Consider the following 18,556-nt stretch of genomic DNA (forward strand, 5'->3'; position numbering starts at 1 on the left):
CGCTTATTCCGGCCTACGACGAGCTGATTCGCGGTTTTCCCGATCTTCAAGTAAATGTCGCAGATGCGATTCGATACTCGCAGTCGCGTCGGCGTATTCCTGTCCTGCCAAATTCAAGGGCTTTCCGAAGCGGACGCTCACTTGATCCCGCCTCTTCGGCACGAGGGTGTCGGGAGGGAGGATTTTCTCGGTGCCTTGAATGACGAGCGGTACGACGGGGACGCCCATTTCGACGGCGACCACGCCGGTGCCGCCCTTCAAATCGAGCAGCGGCCGTTCGGACCGATTCAGCCCTCCCTCGGGGAAAATCAGAACGTTCCAGCCGTCGTCGAGCATGCGGCCGATATAATCGAGCCCCGGCCGGATGTTTTCGTGGGTTCCGGTGGGAAACGGGAAGGCATTGAACGCGAGTTCCGCCAGCGGCGCGAACCAAGGGTATTTGCCGTAGAGAACCTCGGTGCCGGCCGCGATGCCGAGGCGCGAGCGAATAACTTCTGGAATCGTCCAGGTCGCGATGACCGGATCGAGAAAACTGCGGTGATTCGCCATGAACAGCACCGGTCCCTGAAGATTCGTCAGGTTTTCCTCGCCGCTTATGCGCAAGCGGCAGAAGATCGAAAGCCACCAGCGGAAGACAACCTGATTTACCGCGGGCCGCAATCGGCCGGCCCAAGCCGAGTTCGACCAGCGTGGATAACGCCCCAACTGGGGCATTCGTCCCTTTTGGCCTTGCACAAGCGCGTCCAAATCGGCGACCGTGAGTTCCGGCGTGATCTGCATTTCCTCGATATAAACCCCGAATTCGTCCTCGATCCGCGAGACCAGCTCGATTCGCAGCAGAGAATCCAGGTTCAGGTCGGCTACGATCCGCGTCGAATCGTCGATTTCTCCGATCTCCGTTTGCGTCACCTCGACCAAGAGCCGCTTGAGCGGCGTGATCCGCCCGCCTTGAGACGGCCGGCCGGCCGGTTCGCTGCCGAGTCTTTTGATGACTTCCTCTTTTTTAACCTTGCGCGTGACCGAACGCGGGAAATCGGGCTCGGGCCAAACAGACCAGCTCGTGATTTGCTGGTGCGGCGCCAAATGCCGGTTGGCTTCGGCCACGGCGCCGGCGGCTCGGTTCGGCTCACAGAGCAGCGCGGCATGAACGACGGTCCGGCCGTTCCTCGGCAAGCCCACTACGGCGCTGTCGATGACGCCGGGAACCCGGCTCAGTTCGGCTTCCAGATCCTCGGGAAAGACGTTTTCGCCGCTCGGCCCCAGGATCATGTATTTCTTGCGTCCGAAGACGTACAGGAATCCGTCCTCGTCGAAGCGTCCGGCATCGTCGGTCTTGAACCAGCCGTGGTCCAGAACGGCCTCGGTGCGTTGGGCATCCCGATAGTACCCCTGCATCACGATCGGGCCTCGGACCAGGATTTCGTTGTCCGGAGCCAACCTGACCTCGACCCCGTCCAGAGGCTTTCCGACCGATCCCGCGCGATGGGCGGCGGAGGTGTTGGTACTGACGACCGGGCTCGTCTCGGTGAGTCCGTAGCCCTGCAAGACCTCGAAGCCCAGGTTCCACCATTTGTCCTCGATCGTCGGATCGAGCGGAGCGCCGCCGCAAACGATGGTCCGGAGTGTCCGGGAGATGCGGGAACGGATGCGGTCGCGCAGCGCGCGCCGGAGGAAACCGGGGATTCGGCCCAGCCGGCTTTCCAGGCGATCCATCATGGTCTTGAGCACTTCGGGCACCACGACCAGATGAGTCGCCGGCGTGTAGGTCAATGCTTCCCGAATGGCGCGGGTCGTCGGGGCGGCGATATAGGTGACCGAGCATCCGCTGTACAGCGAGCACAGGAGGCTCGTCATTTGACCGAACACGTGAAACAAGGGGAGCAAGGTGAGGATATGATCGTCGGGCGTCAAGGGCACCGCTTTCATCACGGCGTCGAGATCGGCCAGGAGATTTCCGTGAGAGAGCATGACGCCTTTCGGATCGCCGGTCGTCCCCGAGGTGTAGATGATTTCGGCGAGCCCGCCGGAGTTCTCGAAGACGGCTTTGTCCCGCATGGCCGCGGCTTCGTTCGCCGAGTAGGACGAGTCGGCCGTCGGCAAGCACGGCACGGCCTCGTCGGGCCAGGCGAGCGAGGGGGATAGCAGGGCCAGCTTAGGCTCGGCGGATTTGCTGATCCGGTCGATCTGATCCGGAGTGCTTTTCGGATTCAGAGGCACCACCACGCCGCCGCGGGCCAGGATGGCGAAGAAGGCCGCAACCCAGTGTGGCGAATTTTCCGCGCAGAGAGCGACCCGATCGCCCGTTCCGATGCCGTGTGCGGCCAGCGTTTGTGCCAATCCGAACACGCGCTCGCCGAGCATGTCGTAACTCCAGCGAATGGTGCGGTATCTTGGCCTATAGCGAACAGCTTCCCGAGATCCGTGACGCCGGGTTTGCCGTTCGAAGAACGCGGCTAGCGAGTCATCGGGATGCCGGCCTTCTTGAGCTAGGAGGGTGTTTTTCTTCATGTCGGTTTGGGGCGGTCGGTCTTTTTCACGTCCTCGTCGGCTGGATCGCGACTTCGAAACTCATCAAGCCCTTTCGTATAGGTTTGACCACACCTTCCGGCCGATTACGCACGCTTGCTTTCATGTTCGACCTTCGGAACGGAGAGCCGAGCTTAGGATTGTCCGCCAACCGAATATTTTTCGCATCGAGAAAGTGGATCAGGAGTGATGGATCGACGAAATAATCGTCTCGGTAGATCTGGCGTGCATCCGGCTGTTAACGGATATTCACACGGTGTGTTTTATGATAGGGTTATTCAGTAGAATAAACACGTTGGCAAGCAAGCGAGGAAAGACCCCATGACACACCCAGCTTCAGCCCCCGCCACAGACCGCTCGCGCGTCCTCACCGGAGCAGTGATCGAGGCCGCTCGCCGCCTGGGATTGGGGCCCAGCGATCTGAAAAGCATTATCGGCGCCAGCCAACCGACCGCGTCCCGGCTGTTGAACGGCCGATACGCTCTTCCGGAAGGCGGCAAACCCTGGGAGCTGGCCGCCCATTTCGTGCGCCTGTATCGTTCCCTGTCATCGCTGGTCGGCGGCGACGACGAACTGGCCCGAAGCTGGCTGAAATCGGCCAACCGCGCTTTCGACGGGCAGCGGCCGTTGGAGGTCATCAAGCGGGTCGACGGCCTGATTCATGCCTGTGAGTACTTGGATTCTCACCGTGCTCGTGTTTAAACCACGCCCCTGGCGGGGCAGCGGCTGGCGGGCAGTCGAGGCGCAGCATCGGGTTGCCACCATGCACCTCGCTTCGGGCAATCTGGACGATCAGACATTGCTGGAAGACATCCTCGACGAGGCCAAGCCGCGCCTGCCCGCTGACGCCCAAGGCTTGCACTGGCTGCTGGCGACGCCGTTCCGCTATTGGCCGCTGCCGGGCGGTTCGCGATTTCGCCGGCGCACCGACCCCGGCGTTTTTTACGGCGCCGAGGATCGCCGAACGGCCACAGCCGAATGCGGCTACTGGCGGTTGCGGTTCTGGCTGGACAGCGAAGGCCTGTCAGGCCGTCCGGCGAGCGTCGAGCTGACCCTGTTCGAATTTCATGCCGCCGCCGATAAGGCTATCGACCTTTCGAAGCCGCCCCTGGTGTCCCATCGGGAGACCTGGACGCATCCTTCCGATTACGCCGGCACGCAGCTGCTGGCGGAACAGGCACGGGAAGCCGGGATCGGCCTGATTCGTTACGAATCGGTGCGCGCGCCCGGTGGCTTCTGCCTGGCCGTGCTGAATCCCCAACCCTTCAAATCGGTAAAGGAGCCGTACCGCAACAATCAGCAAACCTGGACCTTATTGATCCAGCCGCCGCGCCGGATCGTGCTGCAGCGCCAGTTGGACCGGGAAAGCTGGGCTTTCGAGTTCTGACGGGCAGGAAAAAAAGAAAACATTGTCCGAAAAAAATGGTCGAACTTGCGGGTTCTTGCCATTCAGTTATCAATAAATACCGATGCGTTCGGTTTCGATTCCAGATTAAAGGAACACGATAAACCTTCCGGGCGGCGAGAGCGCGATACGACCGACCCTTGGGATCTCTTCGCGATCGCGTGATAAGGTTTACACGCGGGCCTAAATCGAAGTTTTGTTTACGTCTGTGAAGTTGAGCGTCATGCGCCCCTAATCCCTCTCGTTCTTGCCATCGGGCCAGAATGGTGAGAAAGGCCACAAGCCTGCCTTGTTTCACTGTGACATGATTTCGTATCAATGATTAAGACGCCCTTAGCCCCAATCCCCGACAAGGCAAAATCCGCGTTACTGGACTTATATCGCCACGCTCTCGACGCAGACGAACCCAGATTGTACTCCGCGGCTATCGAGGCGGCGGTCGCAGTGACGGACAGTGAAGTCGGCTACTTCCATCTGGTCAATGAAGACCAGGTGACTATCGAACTGGGAACCTGGTCGGCCGCAACCCTTCGCCAGTGCCAAGCGGTATATCAACGCCATTACCCGATAAGCACCGCCGGTATTTGGGCCGACTGCGCCCGCCATCGCAGGCCCTACGTTCACAACGATTACCAGGGGCTCAGTCGCAAGCAGGGCTATCCGGAAGGTCATGTCCATCTGGTGCGCCATTTGGGGGTGCCGGTCGTATACGATGATCGCGTGGTGCTGCTGGTCGGTGTCGGCAACAAAACAGTCGACTACGATAACGAGGATCTCGCATCCCTCCAGGCGATCGCGGATCATGCCTGGTTCCTGATTCGTCGATTCCGCCAGCGAGTCGCGTTGCAACTGTCCGAGGAGCAACTTCGGGATCTCCAAGCGCTAGCTGCCATTTGCGTCTGGCAGTGGGACCCGGTGGATCAGAAGCTCTTGTGCGACGGAAACATCCGCCGCATTTTTGCCGTGGATCCCTTAAGCGACTTTCCGTGCAATCTTGAGGGATTGCTGCAGTTCATCGACCCTCAGGATCATGCAGCTGTGCTCGACGTGCTGCACACCGCATCCGCCGATTCGGCTTTTGACCTGGAACTGCAGGGCACTCGTGCCGACGGAATTTTCGTAACTTTACACTTCCGGGGCGCGGCTTACCCGCGCTCCCAAGGCCGCGGCATCATTCTGCGCGGCATCCTCCAGGACATTACCGAGATCAAACGCGCGGAGGAAGCGTTACGCGAGGCCGACCGCCGGAAGGACGAGTTCCTCGCCATGCTGGCCCACGAGCTCCGCAACCCTCTGGCGCCGATCCGCAACGCCGTTCAAATCATGCGCAAATTGGGAACGGAGGATCCCAAGCTTCAGTGGACGCGGGATGTTATCGATCGGCAGGTCGAGCATTTGGCCCGGCTGGTGGACGATCTCTTGGACGTATCCCGCATCACCCGCGGCAAGATCGAACTGCGCAGGGAATTGCTGGTAGTGGCCGATATCGTGCAGCGCGCGGTAGAAACCAGCCGTCCCCTGATCGACGCGCGCCGGCACGAACTCCGCGTGCAACTGCCTTCGGAAACTATCCACGTCGAAGGCGACTTCGTGCGGCTGGCGCAGGTGGTCTCGAATCTGCTCAACAATGCCGCCAAGTACACCGATGAGGGAGGGCAAATCCGGCTGAGCGTCGAACGCGAAGGCGACGAGGTCGCCATCCGGGTCCGCGATAACGGGCGCGGCATCGATCCGGCGGCGTTGTGTCATCTGTTCGATCTCTTTTATCAGGTGGACCGGACTCTCGACCGCACCGAAGGGGGCTTGGGGATCGGCCTATCGCTGGTCGAAAGTCTGGTGGCGATGCACGGCGGCACCATACAAGCATTTAGCGAGGGCCGGGGAAAGGGTAGCGAATTCGTTGTCCGACTGCCGATCAGCGAGATCGGTGATTCGGCGAAGCCGGGTTGAACTGCTTGACCTTGCGTTCGGTCACAAAGCTAACAGACTTGGCGTCAGGGAGCATCGCAGATGAGCGTACAGCTCAATCACACCATCGTCCCGTGCCGGGACAAGCGGAAGTCGGCGACGTTCTTCACCGAAATTCTCGGCCTGCCAGGGCAGAAACCGTTCGGACCTTTCCTCGTCGTTGAGTTCAGCAACGGCGTTTCGCTCGATTTCTACGAGACCGACGGCGAGATCGCCTGGCAGCACTACGCTTTTCTGATCGGCGAAGACGACTTCGATCGGATCTTCGGCCGCATACTCGAGCAGGGTCTCGAGTACTGGGCCGATCCCGGCCAGCACCGGCCGGGCCAGATCAATCGCAACGACGGCGGCCGCGGAGTGTATTTCGAAGACCCGGACGGTCATCTTCTGGAGATCATCACCCGTCCCTACGGCAGCGGCCGATAGGCATGCGGGCCGTAGAGACTGCCTTTGACATCGATCATGGCCAAGAAGCCAGGAGGTCAGCATGAAAAAATCGCCAGGACACCAAAAATGGCCAGAGCATAAAGTGCAAGAAAAGCATCTCGGTCAAAGAGTGCAAGTCAAAATCGACAACGAAGTGATTGCCGACTCGCGCGACGTGATCGAAGTCGACGAAGACCGACATCCTGCGCGTTATTATTTCCCGCGTTCCGACGTCAGGCTGGATCGGCTCGAACGCTCGGATACCACGACAGAGTGCCCGTTCAAGGGGACCGCTCATTACTTCGATCTGAAGCTCGGCGAAACGAAACTCGAGGATTCGGTCTGGACCTACGAGGACCCCTACGAAGAGCATCGTGAACTGAAAGACCGGATCGCCTTTTACGACGACAAGTTTTCGGACATTCGTGTCGAAGTTGGAGCCTAGGCAGCATGTCGAAATTCGGGGGTAAGTAGGTCGGCAATTCCTTCCCAATCGCAAACGGTCGCTTTAGTCGCGACCCTTCCAATCGCAAACGGGAACTTTGGGAGCACCAAAGTCCCCCTTCCAATCGCAAACGGCCGTCCTGGGAAGGGTCTGGCCGGCGCTCCCGGCCAGACCGTTTGCGATTGGAGCGCCAGGACGCCCCTTCCGACAAAGCTGTCTCGCCGACAAGACTTGACACCGGCCGACGACCGCTTTTAGCGCAACGGCCGCCCGGCGGGATACATCATTTTGGATGAGATCGAGGTCCGGGTATCCTTGGAGCTGTTTCTATTTCCAGGTATTGATTGCAATTGATCTTGCCGTGGGAGCGGGCTTTAGAGCGTTTTCATCGCGCTCGTACGGCAAAACCAGCTTGGCGGACGTCGTTGGCGCCTTCGGCTCGGGTGAATGGATTCAAGCATTCGTAGGTCGGCAACCCTTTGCCGACGAAGACGCTCGGCCGGGACGTGGCGTCGGGAAAGGATTCCCGACCTACTCGCGAGTGCCCGTACAGTAGATATGAAAATGCTCTAGCCCGCGACAGCCGGTTCGAGATTGCAGTCCGACAGCAGCCCTAATGAGACCCGGTGACCCTATTTGAACGGCTCTGATCAAGTTCCGCCGCCCCAACGCCCACGAAAGATCATCCACATCGACATGGATGCCTTCTACGCGGCGGTGGAGCAGCGGGACTTTCCCGAATTGCGCGGCAAACCCGTGGTGGTCGGCGGCGCCCCGAACTCGCGAGGAGTGGTGGCGACGTGCAGCTACGAGGCGAGGGTGTTCGGTATCCGCTCGGCCATGCCTGCGGCCAAGGCTTACCGGCTGTGTCCCGAGGCAGTGTTCATTCGGCCGAGGTTCGACGTGTACCGGGCGGTCTCGGCGGAAATTCGTGCCATCTTCCTCGACTTCACGAACCTGGTCGAAGCCATCTCCCTGGACGAAGCCTATCTGGATGTCACGGCAAGTCCGATTCTCCAAGGTTCCGCCACGCGAATAGCCGGGGAAATCAAGCGGCGCATCCGGGAAGCGACCCAGCTCACCGCCTCCGCGGGAGTTTCCTACAACAAGTTCCTCGCCAAGATCGCCTCCGACCGCCACAAGCCCGACGGGCTTTGCCTGATTCCGCCGGAACAGGGGAGGGTCGTTATCGCGGAGCTCCCCATCGGCGCCTTCCACGGCATAGGCAAAGCCACCGAAGCGAAAATGCTCGCGCTGGGCATTCGTTGCGGCCGGGATCTCGAACGCCTGGCGCTGGCCACGTTGACACGGCAGTTCGGCAAGGCCGGCGAGCACTACTACCGGATCGCCCGCGGCATCGACGAGCGGCCGGTCGTCCCCAACCGCCCGCGGAAATCCTGGGGCGCGGAAACCACCTTTCCCGCCGACCTCTCGGACCGGGCCGAAATGTGCCAGCACCTCGCCAAACTCGCCGAAGGCGTTCTGAAGAAACTGGCCCGGCACGGCCTACAAGCTCGTGGCCTCACCGTCAAAGTCAAATACGACGACTTCGAATTGGTCACCCGCGCCCGAACCCTGGATCGGCCCTTTCGCGACATCCGCGATGTCCGGCCCCACCTTGCGGAACTCCTAAATCGCACCGAAGCCGGCCGGCGCAAGGTCCGCCTGTTGGGCGTCAGCTTTTCAGTCCTGGAAAACGCGCAGCGTCCGGTGACGTCGGACCTGTTCGCGCCGGACTGACCTTGTCCAAGGGGACCATCCAAGCCACGCCCGACTTTTCTCAGAACTTGGATTTGATAAAGTGTCTATCGGATCAGGCTTGAACGACAGGAAAACGCCATGCCGCGACCGATGACTCCCGCCCTTGCCGCCGACGCTATCATCGAATTGACCGACCGGCCCGGCCGGCCCATTGTCTTGATCGAACGTGCCTTTCCGCCTCAAGGCTGGGCTATTCCGGGCGGCTTCGTCGATATCGGCGAAACCGTGGAACAGGCTGCCAGGCGCGAAGCCCAGGAGGAAACCGGGCTGGAGGTTCGCCTGATTGCCCTGCTGGGGATTTATTCGGACCCCAAGCGAGATCCTCGAGGCCATACCGTGACCGTCGTGTACGTCGCGGAGGCCAGCGGCGAGCCGATAGCCGCAGACGATGCCAAGCATTGCAGCGTGGTCATGCCGGATGAACTGCCGCAGCCTCTGGTCTTCGACCATGCCCAGGTGCTAGAGGACTACCGGGAATTCCGGGCGACTGGACGAGTAACGCCGCTGCGGTAAGCGAGAGCCGGAATCAATAGAGCTCGGACGGAGGCCGGGATGGAAGCTTTGCGAAATCCCGGCGCAATTCCATTCGGCATTCGAGTGAACATTCATCGTAGGATGGGTAGAGCGAAGCGAAACCCATCGATGGCGGGTTAGCCCTAGTCTCCGCTCGGGACAGGCCCTTCGACAGGCTCAGGACAGGCTCCGCGTAACCCGCCGATGGAAGGTCGCTCGGCGGGTTACGGCGCACGCGAAGCGCAGTGATCGGCGGTCGGTTGGTGCTGATGTGCGCCTAACCCACCCTACGAAAATGAACGCCTGATTGAAAGGGATCTGGAATCAGAGCGCTATCGGTCAAAAGCGGCTTATCAGACCTTCTTCAAAAAGCAGGCCTTCAGCATGAAATTGCCGTTGTCCAGCTTGCAGTCCACTTCGTGGTCGCCGCCGACCAAACGGATGCTTTTCACCTTGGTGCCCATTTTGAGCGTGATGGACGAGCCTTTGACTTTCAGATCCTTGATCAGCACGACCGTGTCGCCGTCGGACAGAACATTGCCGTTGGCGTCTCTAACGACCGCATCCGCGTCGTCGTCGGAGGCCGCGGTTTCCTCGATCGGCCATTCGTAGCCGCAGTCGGCGCACACATAATTGTCGCCGTCCGGGTAGGTGTTTTCTAAAGTGCACTGGGGGCAAGCTGGGATAGTGGACATGATTCCGCTCAAAAATAAGTTGGGGCGTGCATTATAAGGGATCGGTAACCGCCCAAGAACGGAATGCATGTGCAACAGAGAATCCAGACCGGCTACGTCGAAGCGGAATGACGGTCATCGCCGTGAACGGCTCCGTCCGGCAAGGCGGCGAAAAGCTCTCTCGAAGCGAGGGTTAGCGTCTCAAATGCTGAACCAATCCGCGCAGCGGCAGGCTCAAAGCCAACGCGCCGAAAACCGTCGCCAGCGACTTGCCCGACAAGCGCTTCTCGTATCCGGGCGTCAGGCGCTCGGGGACCAGATGATAATCCGTCAGATAGGCAAGGCCAGCGACTATCGCTCCGCCCGTCAATGCTCTGGCGACATCGCCCGACTCGGCGGCTCGTCCGAACCAGCGTTCGTAGAGACTCGCCCACAGAACGGCCGCGGCGTGATTGAGCACGAATCCGGTGCCCGTGTATTTGAGACTGACATCGTTCTGCCGGGCGGCCCGGTCGCCCCAAGTGACGTGACTCACGGCGTTCAAAGGCGCCACGGCGCCGGAACGCTCGGCCTTGCCGCACGCTGCCGCCGCGAGCGTTGTGGCAATACCGACGATCGTCCCGGAAATCAGTGCATCGAAACTGCCGTTGCTGTTCGTACGCATTGCTATCTCCCGCCGGCTGTCCGGCTTCCGTGCGATCCTTTCCCGAATTGCTCGCCGTTCCGCTCTACTTCCCTGCGAAACGGCAGTTCGCCCCTTATGAAAAATGACCTTCCGGGCGAACCGGGGTTCCTTCCCGGAGAAGAACGGCCGGACAAACCGCGGCGGGGGCTGCTCGATCGATTCAGGGATAGGAACCGCATCGACAAGCAAATGCGCAACCACGGCCATCTAATAAAGAGCATCGGCCGGTAACGGGATTATCGACATGGCCTTCAACGTCATCGACGTCTTCCTTCTTCTGCTGATTCTGTTCGCCGTCTGGGGTGGATGGCGGCGCGGTTTCATCCTGGGTTTTCTCAATCTTCTGCGCTGGCTGGGCAGCTTGCTTGCGGCCTGGTTCTTTTATCGACCGGTGGCGGATTTACTGGGTTCGAAAACCGGTTTGTCGAACACGTGGCAGCAGCCTGCCGCGTTTCTTCTCATCGTTCTGCTCACCAGCTTGGCCATCGGGCTGCTCGGGAATGCGCTGCTCAAACGCTTGCCGCATGGCATTCACCGACGGCTCTTCAATCACCTGTTCGGCACGCTTCCGGGATTGGCCAACGGGCTGATAACGGCAGCCATCGCCGCCGCCTTGTTGTTCGTGGTCCCGCTGCCGGGCGATCTACGCGAGGATGCCCGCGAAAGCGGGACGGCGAACCGCTTCGCGGTTCTGGTGGAACGGCTGACCACGGCTCTGATGCCGATTTTCGAAGATGCGCTTACCCACGGGCTGAACCGCCGGCTTCCGGTTTACCCGGAATCCGACGAGCATATTTCGTTGCCGTTCAGGGTCGGAGCCCCGCAGCCGAGACCGGCGCTCGAGGAGCAAATGCTTGGACTCGTCAACCGCGAGCGCGCCACGGAAGGACTTTCGCCGCTGAAGATCGATCCCGCCTTGACCGAAGTGGCGCGAAGACATTCGTCCGACATGTTCGCCCGCGGTTATTTTTCTCATTACACTCCGGAAGGCAAAAGCCCGTTCGACCGAATGCGCGAATCGAATGTCGGTTTTCTGATCGCCGGCGAAAACCTGGCTCTCGCCCCCAGCGTTCACATCGCGCACGCCGGCTTGATGAACTCGCCCGGCCACCGCGCGAATATCTTACGGCCGCAATTCGGGCGTGTCGGTATCGGCATCATGGACGGCGGCATTCACGGCTTGATCGTGACGCAAAAATTCCGGAATTGAGCGGCCGGCAATTCAAGCAGGTGCAGACCAATCCGTGTAGTGTACTGTTAAAAGATTCGGGCAGGCGTGCGGACGCCGTCGCTCGCCACTCAAGGTGGACCTTTGTTTTAATCGGACTTGGACATCGCCGTACCGGATAATGTCGAATATCGAGACAGAATTTCTTACTCAGGAGTATGCAGCTTGATGGCGTTTCCCATTGTAGGCATCGGAGCTTCCGCCGGCGGACTGGAAGCATTGTCGGAATTTCTGGCCGACCTTCCCGCCACCAGCGGTATGGCTTTTCTGTTGGTCCAACACCTCGACCCCCACCACGAAAGCGTCCTGACGCAGATCCTCTCGACCAGAACGGCCTTGCCGGTCCAGGAGGCGACGGAGGGGCTCGCGGTCGAACCCGACCACATCTATATCATCCCGCCCAATGCCGTCATGACCCTGGTCCAGGGCCATCTGGCTCTCGCTGCCCGCAACGGGCTTCCCGTGCCGCCCATGCCCGTCGACCGCTTGTTTTATTCCCTCGCGCAAGAGCAGGGGGCCAATGCGGTCGGGGTCATTCTCTCGGGCACGGGCTCGGACGGCGCGCTGGGGATGCAGGCGATCAAGGGTTCCGGCGGTATCACCTACGCCCAGGATCAAGGCTCGGCCAGATTCAACGGCATGCCGAAGGCGGCGGTAGATCTCGGCGTGGTCGATCGGGTGCTGCCCCCGCGCGAGATTGCCCGCGAACTCGCTCGCCTCGGCGGCCATCCATACCTGAAGGTAGACAGCACCGCCTCCGCCGGCGAACCTCCGCCCACGGACGAGGAAACGCTCAACCGGCTCTTTCGTCGCCTCCGCAACGTCTCCGGCGTGGACTTCACGCACTATAAGCGCGGTACCGTGCAGCGGCGACTCGCGCGCCGCCTCGCCCTGCACGGGCTGGATACGCTGCCGGAGTACCTGAATTTGTTGGAAAGCGACACGGCGGAAACCCAGGCCCTCTTTCAGGACCTGCTGGTCCAGGTGACCGATTTCTTCCGCGATCCCGAGTTGTTCGAAGAGTTGAGCCGAACCGTCTTTCCGCGCTTGTTCGAACGCCGTCCATCTCAAGCTCCGCTGCGGATCTGGGTCCCGGGTTGCGCCAGCGGCGAGGAGGTCTATTCCATCGCCATCTGCCTTCTGGAATTTTTGGGCGAGCGCCTGACCCAAACCCCGATTCAGATTTTCGGCACCGATCTCAGCGAGTCCGCCATCGAGAAGGCGCGTACCGGACTTTACCTGGAAAATATCGCCCGCCACGTCTCCGCCGAGCGGCTCCGGCGCTTCTTCGTCAAGGTCGGCGGCCACTATCAAATCACCCGCACGATCCGCGATTTGTGCGTATTCGCCCGCCACGACGTGGCCCGCGATCCTCCTTTCTCGCGGCTGGATCTCGTGAGTTGCCGCAACCTCTTGATCTATCTCGAGCCGGCTTTGCAGAAGAGGGTGATTCCGCTGTTCCATTACGCCTTGAATCCGGGCGGATTTCTTCTGCTGGGACCCTCCGAAACCGTAGGCCCCTTCTCCGAGCTGTTCAGCTCCGTCGACAAGCGGCTCAAAATCTACTCCAAGGCGATCCTGCCCGGACAGAAGAATCACTTGGCGTTGCTGGAGGAGTATCCCGCGTTGCTGGACCGGTCCCGCCCGAAACAATTGACGCTGGCCAGCGAACCCGTGGAGGCGGAGCGCTTGCAACGGGAGGCGGATCGCCTGGCCATGGCTCGCTACGTTCCGCCGGGCGTTCTATGCGATTCGGAGATGAACGTGCTTCAGTTCCGAGGCGAGACCGGCCCGTACCTGACGAATCCGACCGGTCCTCCCACTTTCAAGCTGCAGAAGCTGGCCCGTCCGGGCCTCCTCGTCGACCTGAGCAGCGCCATCGAGCAGGCCCGCAAGGAAGGGGCTCCGACACGGCGGGAGGGCGTGCGCGTGGAGGGGTCAAACGATACGGAGTCGGTAAATATCGAGGTCATGCCGATTCGGATCGCCGGGGCGGAAAACCCGTGGTTTCTGATTTTTTTTGAAGCGCAAGCCTCACTGGTAGTGGACCAAGGCGCAACCATTGTCGGGGAATTTTGGAGTTCGTTGCGGAGCCGAATGCGTTCGGGGAAACGCGCGGAAAGTTTCCGGCCGGAAAGCGAAAAGGATCGCCAGATCCAGAGGCTTACGCAGGACCTCGAAGCGGCTCGCGATTACATTCGGGCCATGCTGGATGCACACGAGACGACGGTGGAAGAACTCAAGGCAACGGAAGAGGAACTGCTATCGAGTAACGAGGAGTTCCAGAGTACCAACGAGGAACTCGAGACCGCCCAGGAAGAGCTGCAATCGAGCAACGACGAACTGCGCGCCCGCAACCGCGAACTCAACGTGCTGAACGACGAGATGCGGCAATCGCGCGATTTCGCGGAGGCTGTCGTCGAAACCATGCGTCAGCCGCTACTCGTGCTCGACGGCAATCTCCGTATTCAGCAGGCGAACCGCGCCTTCTACCGGAACTTCAAAACCACGCGCGAAGCGACCGAGCAGGTCCGGCTCTACGAATTGGGCCATGGGCAATGGGACATTCCCGCCTTGCGCCGGCTTCTCGAAGAGGTTTTGCCCGCCCAGACTGCTTTCCAGGATAAGGAGGTCACCCAGATTTTTCCCGAGCTCGGAGAGCGGACGATGCGTCTCAACGCGCAGGTGTTGCGCTGGAGCGATCAGGAGCGCATCCTCCTGGCGATCGAGGATATCACCGAGCAACTGGCGGCGCTGGACGCGCTCAAAACGGTCGATCGGCGCAAGGACGAGTTCCTGGCCATGCTCGCCCACGAGTTGCGCAATCCTCTGGCGCCCATCCGCAACGCCCTGGAAATCTGGCGGCGCGGCGATGCCGGAGAAGCGGCGGAGAAGCAGGCCCAGGCCATGCTGGATCGCCAGCTCCGCCTGGAGGCACGGCTGCTCGACGATCTCCTCGATCTGTCCCGCATCACCCGTGGGGTGATCGCTCTTCAGAAACAGCCGGTCGATCTGACGCGCCTGGTGGCGCTGGCGGTCGAAGATGCGAGCGCTCAGCTCGACGCGCGTCAGCACCGGCTCGAGTCGTCGCTGCCTGAGCACGGCCTGTCGGTCGAAGGCGATCCGGCCCGACTGCAGCAGATCGTCTCGAATCTTCTGAGCAACGCCGTCAAATACACGCCGTCCGGCGGTCATATCACCCTGACCCTGACACTCGAAGGGCGGGAAGCGGTGCTCAGGGTCGCCGACACCGGCATCGGCATCAGCCAGGAACTCCTGCCTTTGATTTTCAACCTCTTCGTGCAGGCCGACAAATCCCTGGATCGTACCCAGGGCGGCCTTGGCATCGGGCTCACGCTGGTTCGCCGCCTGGTCGAATTGCACGGCGGACAGATAAGCGTACACAGTGCCGGGGTGGATGAGGGAAGCGAGTTCACGGTCCGTTTGCCGGCCTTGCCGGAAACGGCCGTCCCTGCCGCTCCGTCGGAAACCGAAGCGGCCCAAGCCATGCCCCTCATGCGCTACCGTATCCTGGTGGTCGATGACAACGTGGACACCGCGGAGAGTACGGCGCTGTTGCTGCAACTCGAAGGTCACGAGGTGCAGACGGCACTCGATGGTCCGAGCGCTCTTGAAGCCGCGACGATGTTTCACCCCCCAGATCGTCCTGCTCGATATCGGATTGCCGGGTCTGGATGGCTACGAGGTGGCCCGCCGTCTGCGGGCGCTGCCCGAGTTGGAGGGGGCGTTGCTGGTGGCGATGACCGGCTATGGACAGGATGAAGACCGCGACCGATCCCGGACCGCCGGATTCGATGGGCACCTGGTCAAACCGGTCGACCTCGACCGGCTCAAAGCATTGATGGCGGCCTACCCACGGCGGAAGAAGGTGAACGACGCTGAGGAAACCTCGTGAGAGTGCTAAGAACCATTGATAGTGCCGAAAAATACATCGTCTACATGCTGGTTTTCTTGCTGCTGATTTCCGTGATTTTGGGAACCCTCGAGCTCGGCCGGGTCGTCATCAAGAACATTATCCAGTCTTCTTTTTACTTGGTTGAGATCGATCGCTTATTCGAATCATTCAGCCTTTTTCTCATCCTGGTCATCGGCTTGGAGCTCCTCAAGTCCATCAAAAGCTATCTCGTGCAGGGCTCCATCAACCCGGCCTTCGTGGTGGAAGTTGCCATCATCGCGTTAGGCAACAAACTCATCACCCTGGACCTAAAACATGCAGAGCCCGGCCTACTCATAGGCATTGGAGCTATCCTCCTGGGATTGTCGGCGACCTATCTGGTTCTTAAAAAAGCATTCGGCCCCACGGACGTTCAGACTGGAAATCAATAACTCGATTGACCCGGGTAAACGGGAGGCTCTATGGAAGTGATGTGGTATGTATTGATTGGCCTGGCGGCCGGTTGGCTGGCGGGCAATTGGTCAAAGGCGGCGGGTTTGGCGCCATCGGAGACATTATTGTCGGGGTGTTCGGTGCCGTGTTGGGCGGTGTTCTGTTCGATGTGCTGGGTTTGTCCGCCGGGGGCGGCAGGCTTGGGAGCTTGATTATCGCGACGGTTGGCGCCGTAGCCTTCTTGCTTCTGTTGCGTCTGATCAGAAAGGATTAGGTGCCGGCAACGTCAAAAAGTCGCCTGCGCACGCTGGCGACACGGTGCAAAACCTTCCCGGTCGTACTCGCTCTAATTCGATGAAGGACTAAACATGTTATTCCCCCCGTTTTTAGGATAGGGATAGATGATTGATGGATTGCTCAACATTCCCGGATGGGGACTCATTGCCATTACCCTGGGCCTGACCCACGTCACCATTGCCAGTGTGACCATTTTCCTGCATCGTCACCAAGCGCATCGCGCTCTGAATCTCCATCCTGTCGTCAGCCATTTCTTCAGATTCTGGCTGTGGCTGACCACCGGTATAGTCACCAAGGAATGGGTGTCGATTCATCGCAAACACCACGCCCATTGCGAAAGCCCGCAAGACCCTCACAGCCCCCGCGTCTTCGGCATTCGGAAAGTGCTGTGGGAAGGCGCCGAGTTATACCGGGCCGAAGCCCGCCACGTCGAAACGCTGGACCACTATGGCTATGGCACCCCGAATGACTGGATCGAACGGAACCTTTACAGCCGCTATCGAGGCGGGGGTGTTGCCCTGCTGTTCGTCATCGATGTCGTGCTATTCGGCCTGTATGGCATCACGGTGTGGGCGGTGCAAATGCTCTGGATTCCCTTTTGGGCGGCGGGCGTGATCAACGGCCTGGGCCACTACCGGGGCTATCGCAATTTCGAAACCCCGGACGCCTCCACGAACCTGTTTCCCTTAGGGCTCCTCATCGGCGGCGAGGAATTGCATAACAATCACCACGCGTATCCGGCCTCGGCCCGTCTCGCCCATCGCTGGTGGGAATTGGACATCGGCTGGGTCTACATCCGCCTGCTGCAAAGGTTTCGGCTGGCCGAGATCCGCCGCACGGCGCCTCGAATCCGCCTCGAGCGCGCTCCCAAACCGATCAACCCGGCCACGGTCCAGGCCGTAATGCGCAACCGCCATCATGTCCTGGCTTTGTACGGGCGTCGCGTCGTGCTCCCGGTACTGCGGCACGAGTGGAAGGCCGCTCCTTCCGCCCACCGGCCTTTGCTGCATAAGGTAAAAACGCTTCTGGTCCGGGAGGGCGTCGAACTCGATGAAGCGGCCTGCCAAACCTTAAAACAGGCGCTGAACTTGAGCCGGACGCTCGAGACGATCTACCGTTCCAAACACGACCTGAAACAGCTCTGGATCCGATCCGCCAGCCATTATGAAGCCCGCGTGCAATTGCTCGAGAACTGGTGCCGGCAGGCGGAAGACACCGGCATCGAGGCCTTGGGCGACTTCGCCCGACTACTGCGCCGATATACGCTCCCAAGAGCCTAGGCCGTTTTCATCTCGCTCGTACGGCAAAACAGGCCTGGCAGGAGTCGTTGGCGCCTTCGGCTCGGGTGAATTACTTCAAACATTCGTAGGTCGGCAAACCTTTGCCGACGAAGACGCTCGGCCGGGACGTGGCGTCGGGAAGGGGGGCTTCGGCGCTCCCGAAGACGCCGTTTGCGATTGGAAAGGATTCCCGACCTACAGGGTGCTACAGTCGTAGGTCGGCAATCCTTTCCCGACGAACCCGTTGGCCCAACTGCACTGTCGGGAAGGGCGGCTTCGGAGCTCCAATCGCAAACGGTCATCCCAGGAGCGCTGGGATGACCCTTCCAATCGCAAACGGCCTGGCCGGGAGCGCCGGCCACGCCCTTCCCGAAGACGCCGTTTGCGATTGGAAGGGGGACTTTGGTGCTCCCAAAGTTCCCGTTTGCGATTGGAAGGGTCGCGACTAAAGCGACCGTTTGCGATTGGGAGGGATTCCCGACCTACTCGCGAATGCCCGTACAGTAGGTATGAAAATGCTCTAGCCTGGACAGCGTTCGAGTCCTTGGCTTGACGCGAAACGCGCGGATATGCGAGCGCTTGGAGTGATAACGATTGAGTTTGATATGCCGAAGCCAAAGAGGTCGTGGGTTAGCTTAGCGTGTGTGCGAGAAGCTACTGCACGGCCTGAGGGCAGCCCCTCGACAAGCTCAGGACGGACCCTTCGACGGAGCTCAGGACAGGCTTGCCTTCGGGCCGCTCGTGACGCTTTCTAAACACCCTCTTAGACTACCAAGGGCTTTGGAGAACGACAGGGCTCGACCTTTCCTTATCTTTTACAGTGAGTGAAGAAAGCAATGCCAGCATTACCCGTCATTCCGGCAGGGAGTGCCGGAATCCAGAGGCCAAGGATGGCCTGCCCTCTACATCCTTGTAACCTGGATCCCGGCAGTCCCAATCGCAAACGGGCCTTTAGTCGGCCCCTTCCATGCCGGGGTGACCATGTGGTTTGACTTTCGTT

The 18,556-nt window shown here is 60.3% G+C and carries 16 protein-coding genes; 13 read left to right on the forward strand and 3 right to left on the reverse strand.

Annotated features, from left to right (window positions below):
* Positions 1-3: 3 nt before the first annotated feature.
* Entirely contained in the window at positions 4-2,508 is a 2,505-nt protein-coding gene (locus ACR2TX_RS07870; protein WP_434131724.1) for an AMP-binding protein, read from the reverse strand.
* 339 nt (positions 2,509-2,847) lie between these two features.
* Between ACR2TX_RS07870 and ACR2TX_RS07875 the strand changes: the two genes are divergently transcribed.
* The 7 genes from ACR2TX_RS07875 to ACR2TX_RS07905 all read left to right on the forward strand — a co-directional run bounded on the left by ACR2TX_RS07875 (position 2,848) and on the right by ACR2TX_RS07905 (position 9,044).
* Positions 2,848-3,228, forward strand: coding sequence for an antitoxin Xre/MbcA/ParS toxin-binding domain-containing protein (locus ACR2TX_RS07875; protein WP_086134934.1), 381 nt, complete (start codon positions 2,848-2,850; stop codon positions 3,226-3,228).
* The gene (locus tag ACR2TX_RS07880) at positions 3,188-3,913 is read left to right on the forward strand and encodes an RES family NAD+ phosphorylase (protein WP_434131725.1); all 726 of its coding nucleotides are present in this window, start codon (positions 3,188-3,190) and stop codon (positions 3,911-3,913) included. Before ACR2TX_RS07875 ends, ACR2TX_RS07880 begins: the two co-directional genes overlap by 41 nt.
* Positions 3,914-4,249: 336 nt before the next feature.
* Complete coding sequence (locus tag ACR2TX_RS07885) at positions 4,250-5,881, forward strand: ATP-binding protein (RefSeq protein ID WP_434131727.1); 1,632 nt, start codon at positions 4,250-4,252, stop codon at positions 5,879-5,881.
* A 60-nt stretch (positions 5,882-5,941) separates the two neighbouring features.
* Positions 5,942-6,325, forward strand: coding sequence for a VOC family protein (locus ACR2TX_RS07890; protein ID WP_077731506.1), 384 nt, complete (start codon positions 5,942-5,944; stop codon positions 6,323-6,325).
* Between the two features lie 61 nt (positions 6,326-6,386).
* Complete coding sequence (locus tag ACR2TX_RS07895) at positions 6,387-6,770, forward strand: DUF427 domain-containing protein (RefSeq protein ID WP_086134932.1); 384 nt, start codon at positions 6,387-6,389, stop codon at positions 6,768-6,770.
* Positions 6,771-7,406: 636 nt separating this feature from the next.
* Positions 7,407-8,510, forward strand: a complete 1,104-nt coding sequence (gene dinB, locus ACR2TX_RS07900) for a DNA polymerase IV (RefSeq protein ID WP_434131729.1) — start codon at positions 7,407-7,409, stop codon at positions 8,508-8,510.
* A gap of 99 nt (positions 8,511-8,609) precedes the next feature.
* On the forward strand, positions 8,610-9,044 hold the full coding sequence (locus ACR2TX_RS07905) for an NUDIX hydrolase (RefSeq protein WP_156881079.1): 435 nt from the start codon (positions 8,610-8,612) through the stop codon (positions 9,042-9,044).
* Positions 9,045-9,397: 353 nt separating this feature from the next.
* Here the strand turns inward: ACR2TX_RS07905 and ACR2TX_RS07910 are convergent, their stop codons facing one another.
* Both ACR2TX_RS07910 and ACR2TX_RS07915 read right to left on the reverse strand, forming a co-directional pair.
* Positions 9,398-9,739, reverse strand: coding sequence for a zinc ribbon domain-containing protein YjdM (locus tag ACR2TX_RS07910; RefSeq protein ID WP_077731502.1), 342 nt, complete (start codon positions 9,737-9,739; stop codon positions 9,398-9,400).
* Positions 9,740-9,911: 172 nt separating this feature from the next.
* Complete coding sequence (locus tag ACR2TX_RS07915) at positions 9,912-10,382, reverse strand: hypothetical protein (protein WP_133718704.1); 471 nt, start codon at positions 10,380-10,382, stop codon at positions 9,912-9,914.
* Between the two features lie 265 nt (positions 10,383-10,647).
* Between ACR2TX_RS07915 and ACR2TX_RS07920 the strand changes: the two genes are divergently transcribed.
* From ACR2TX_RS07920 to ACR2TX_RS07945, 6 genes are all read left to right on the forward strand, one after another.
* Positions 10,648-11,613 (forward strand): CvpA family protein, encoded by a 966-nt coding sequence (locus ACR2TX_RS07920; protein ID WP_086134929.1) that lies wholly within the window; start codon positions 10,648-10,650, stop codon positions 11,611-11,613.
* 186 nt (positions 11,614-11,799) lie between these two features.
* A complete protein-coding gene (locus ACR2TX_RS07925) occupies positions 11,800-15,414 on the forward strand; it encodes a chemotaxis protein CheB (protein ID WP_434131731.1) in 3,615 nt (1,204 codons plus the stop codon).
* Positions 15,308-15,547 carry a response regulator gene (locus ACR2TX_RS07930; RefSeq protein ID WP_434132438.1) on the forward strand — a complete coding sequence of 80 codons (240 nt, stop codon included), beginning with the start codon at positions 15,308-15,310 and terminating at the stop codon, positions 15,545-15,547. The genes ACR2TX_RS07925 and ACR2TX_RS07930 overlap by 107 nt, the downstream gene beginning before the upstream one ends.
* A 2-nt stretch (positions 15,548-15,549) precedes the next feature.
* Positions 15,550-15,978 carry a phosphate-starvation-inducible PsiE family protein gene (locus tag ACR2TX_RS07935; protein ID WP_434131733.1) on the forward strand — a complete coding sequence of 143 codons (429 nt, stop codon included), beginning with the start codon at positions 15,550-15,552 and terminating at the stop codon, positions 15,976-15,978.
* Positions 15,979-16,019: 41 nt separating this feature from the next.
* Positions 16,020-16,253 carry a GlsB/YeaQ/YmgE family stress response membrane protein gene (locus ACR2TX_RS07940; RefSeq protein ID WP_210023924.1) on the forward strand — a complete coding sequence of 78 codons (234 nt, stop codon included), beginning with the start codon at positions 16,020-16,022 and terminating at the stop codon, positions 16,251-16,253.
* Positions 16,254-16,380: 127 nt separating this feature from the next.
* Positions 16,381-17,556, forward strand: coding sequence for a DesA family fatty acid desaturase (locus ACR2TX_RS07945; protein WP_077731496.1), 1,176 nt, complete (start codon positions 16,381-16,383; stop codon positions 17,554-17,556).
* The last annotated feature ends 1,000 nt before the right edge of the window (positions 17,557-18,556 follow it).

The sequence above is a fragment of the Methylocaldum sp. GT1BB genome, assembly GCF_051027545.1.
Classification (GTDB): Bacteria; Pseudomonadota; Gammaproteobacteria; order Methylococcales; family Methylococcaceae; genus Methylocaldum.

Bases quoted from the DNA above. Each gene is read 5' to 3' on its own strand.
- ACR2TX_RS07870 (WP_434131724.1), bottom strand. From the start codon at position 2,508: ATGAAGAAAAACACCCTCCTAGCTCAAGAAGGCCGGCATCCCGATGAC.
- ACR2TX_RS07875 (WP_086134934.1), top strand. From the start codon at position 2,848: ATGACACACCCAGCTTCAGCCCCCGCCACAGACCGCTCGCGCGTCCTC.
- ACR2TX_RS07880 (WP_434131725.1), top strand. From the start codon at position 3,188: ATGCCTGTGAGTACTTGGATTCTCACCGTGCTCGTGTTTAAACCACGC.
- ACR2TX_RS07885 (WP_434131727.1), top strand. From the start codon at position 4,250: ATGATTAAGACGCCCTTAGCCCCAATCCCCGACAAGGCAAAATCCGCG.
- ACR2TX_RS07890 (WP_077731506.1), top strand. From the start codon at position 5,942: ATGAGCGTACAGCTCAATCACACCATCGTCCCGTGCCGGGACAAGCGG.
- ACR2TX_RS07895 (WP_086134932.1), top strand. From the start codon at position 6,387: ATGAAAAAATCGCCAGGACACCAAAAATGGCCAGAGCATAAAGTGCAA.
- ACR2TX_RS07905 (WP_156881079.1), top strand. From the start codon at position 8,610: ATGCCGCGACCGATGACTCCCGCCCTTGCCGCCGACGCTATCATCGAA.
- ACR2TX_RS07910 (WP_077731502.1), bottom strand. From the start codon at position 9,739: ATGTCCACTATCCCAGCTTGCCCCCAGTGCACTTTAGAAAACACCTAC.
- ACR2TX_RS07915 (WP_133718704.1), bottom strand. From the start codon at position 10,382: ATGCGTACGAACAGCAACGGCAGTTTCGATGCACTGATTTCCGGGACG.
- ACR2TX_RS07920 (WP_086134929.1), top strand. From the start codon at position 10,648: ATGGCCTTCAACGTCATCGACGTCTTCCTTCTTCTGCTGATTCTGTTC.
- ACR2TX_RS07925 (WP_434131731.1), top strand. From the start codon at position 11,800: ATGGCGTTTCCCATTGTAGGCATCGGAGCTTCCGCCGGCGGACTGGAA.
- ACR2TX_RS07945 (WP_077731496.1), top strand. From the start codon at position 16,381: ATGATTGATGGATTGCTCAACATTCCCGGATGGGGACTCATTGCCATT.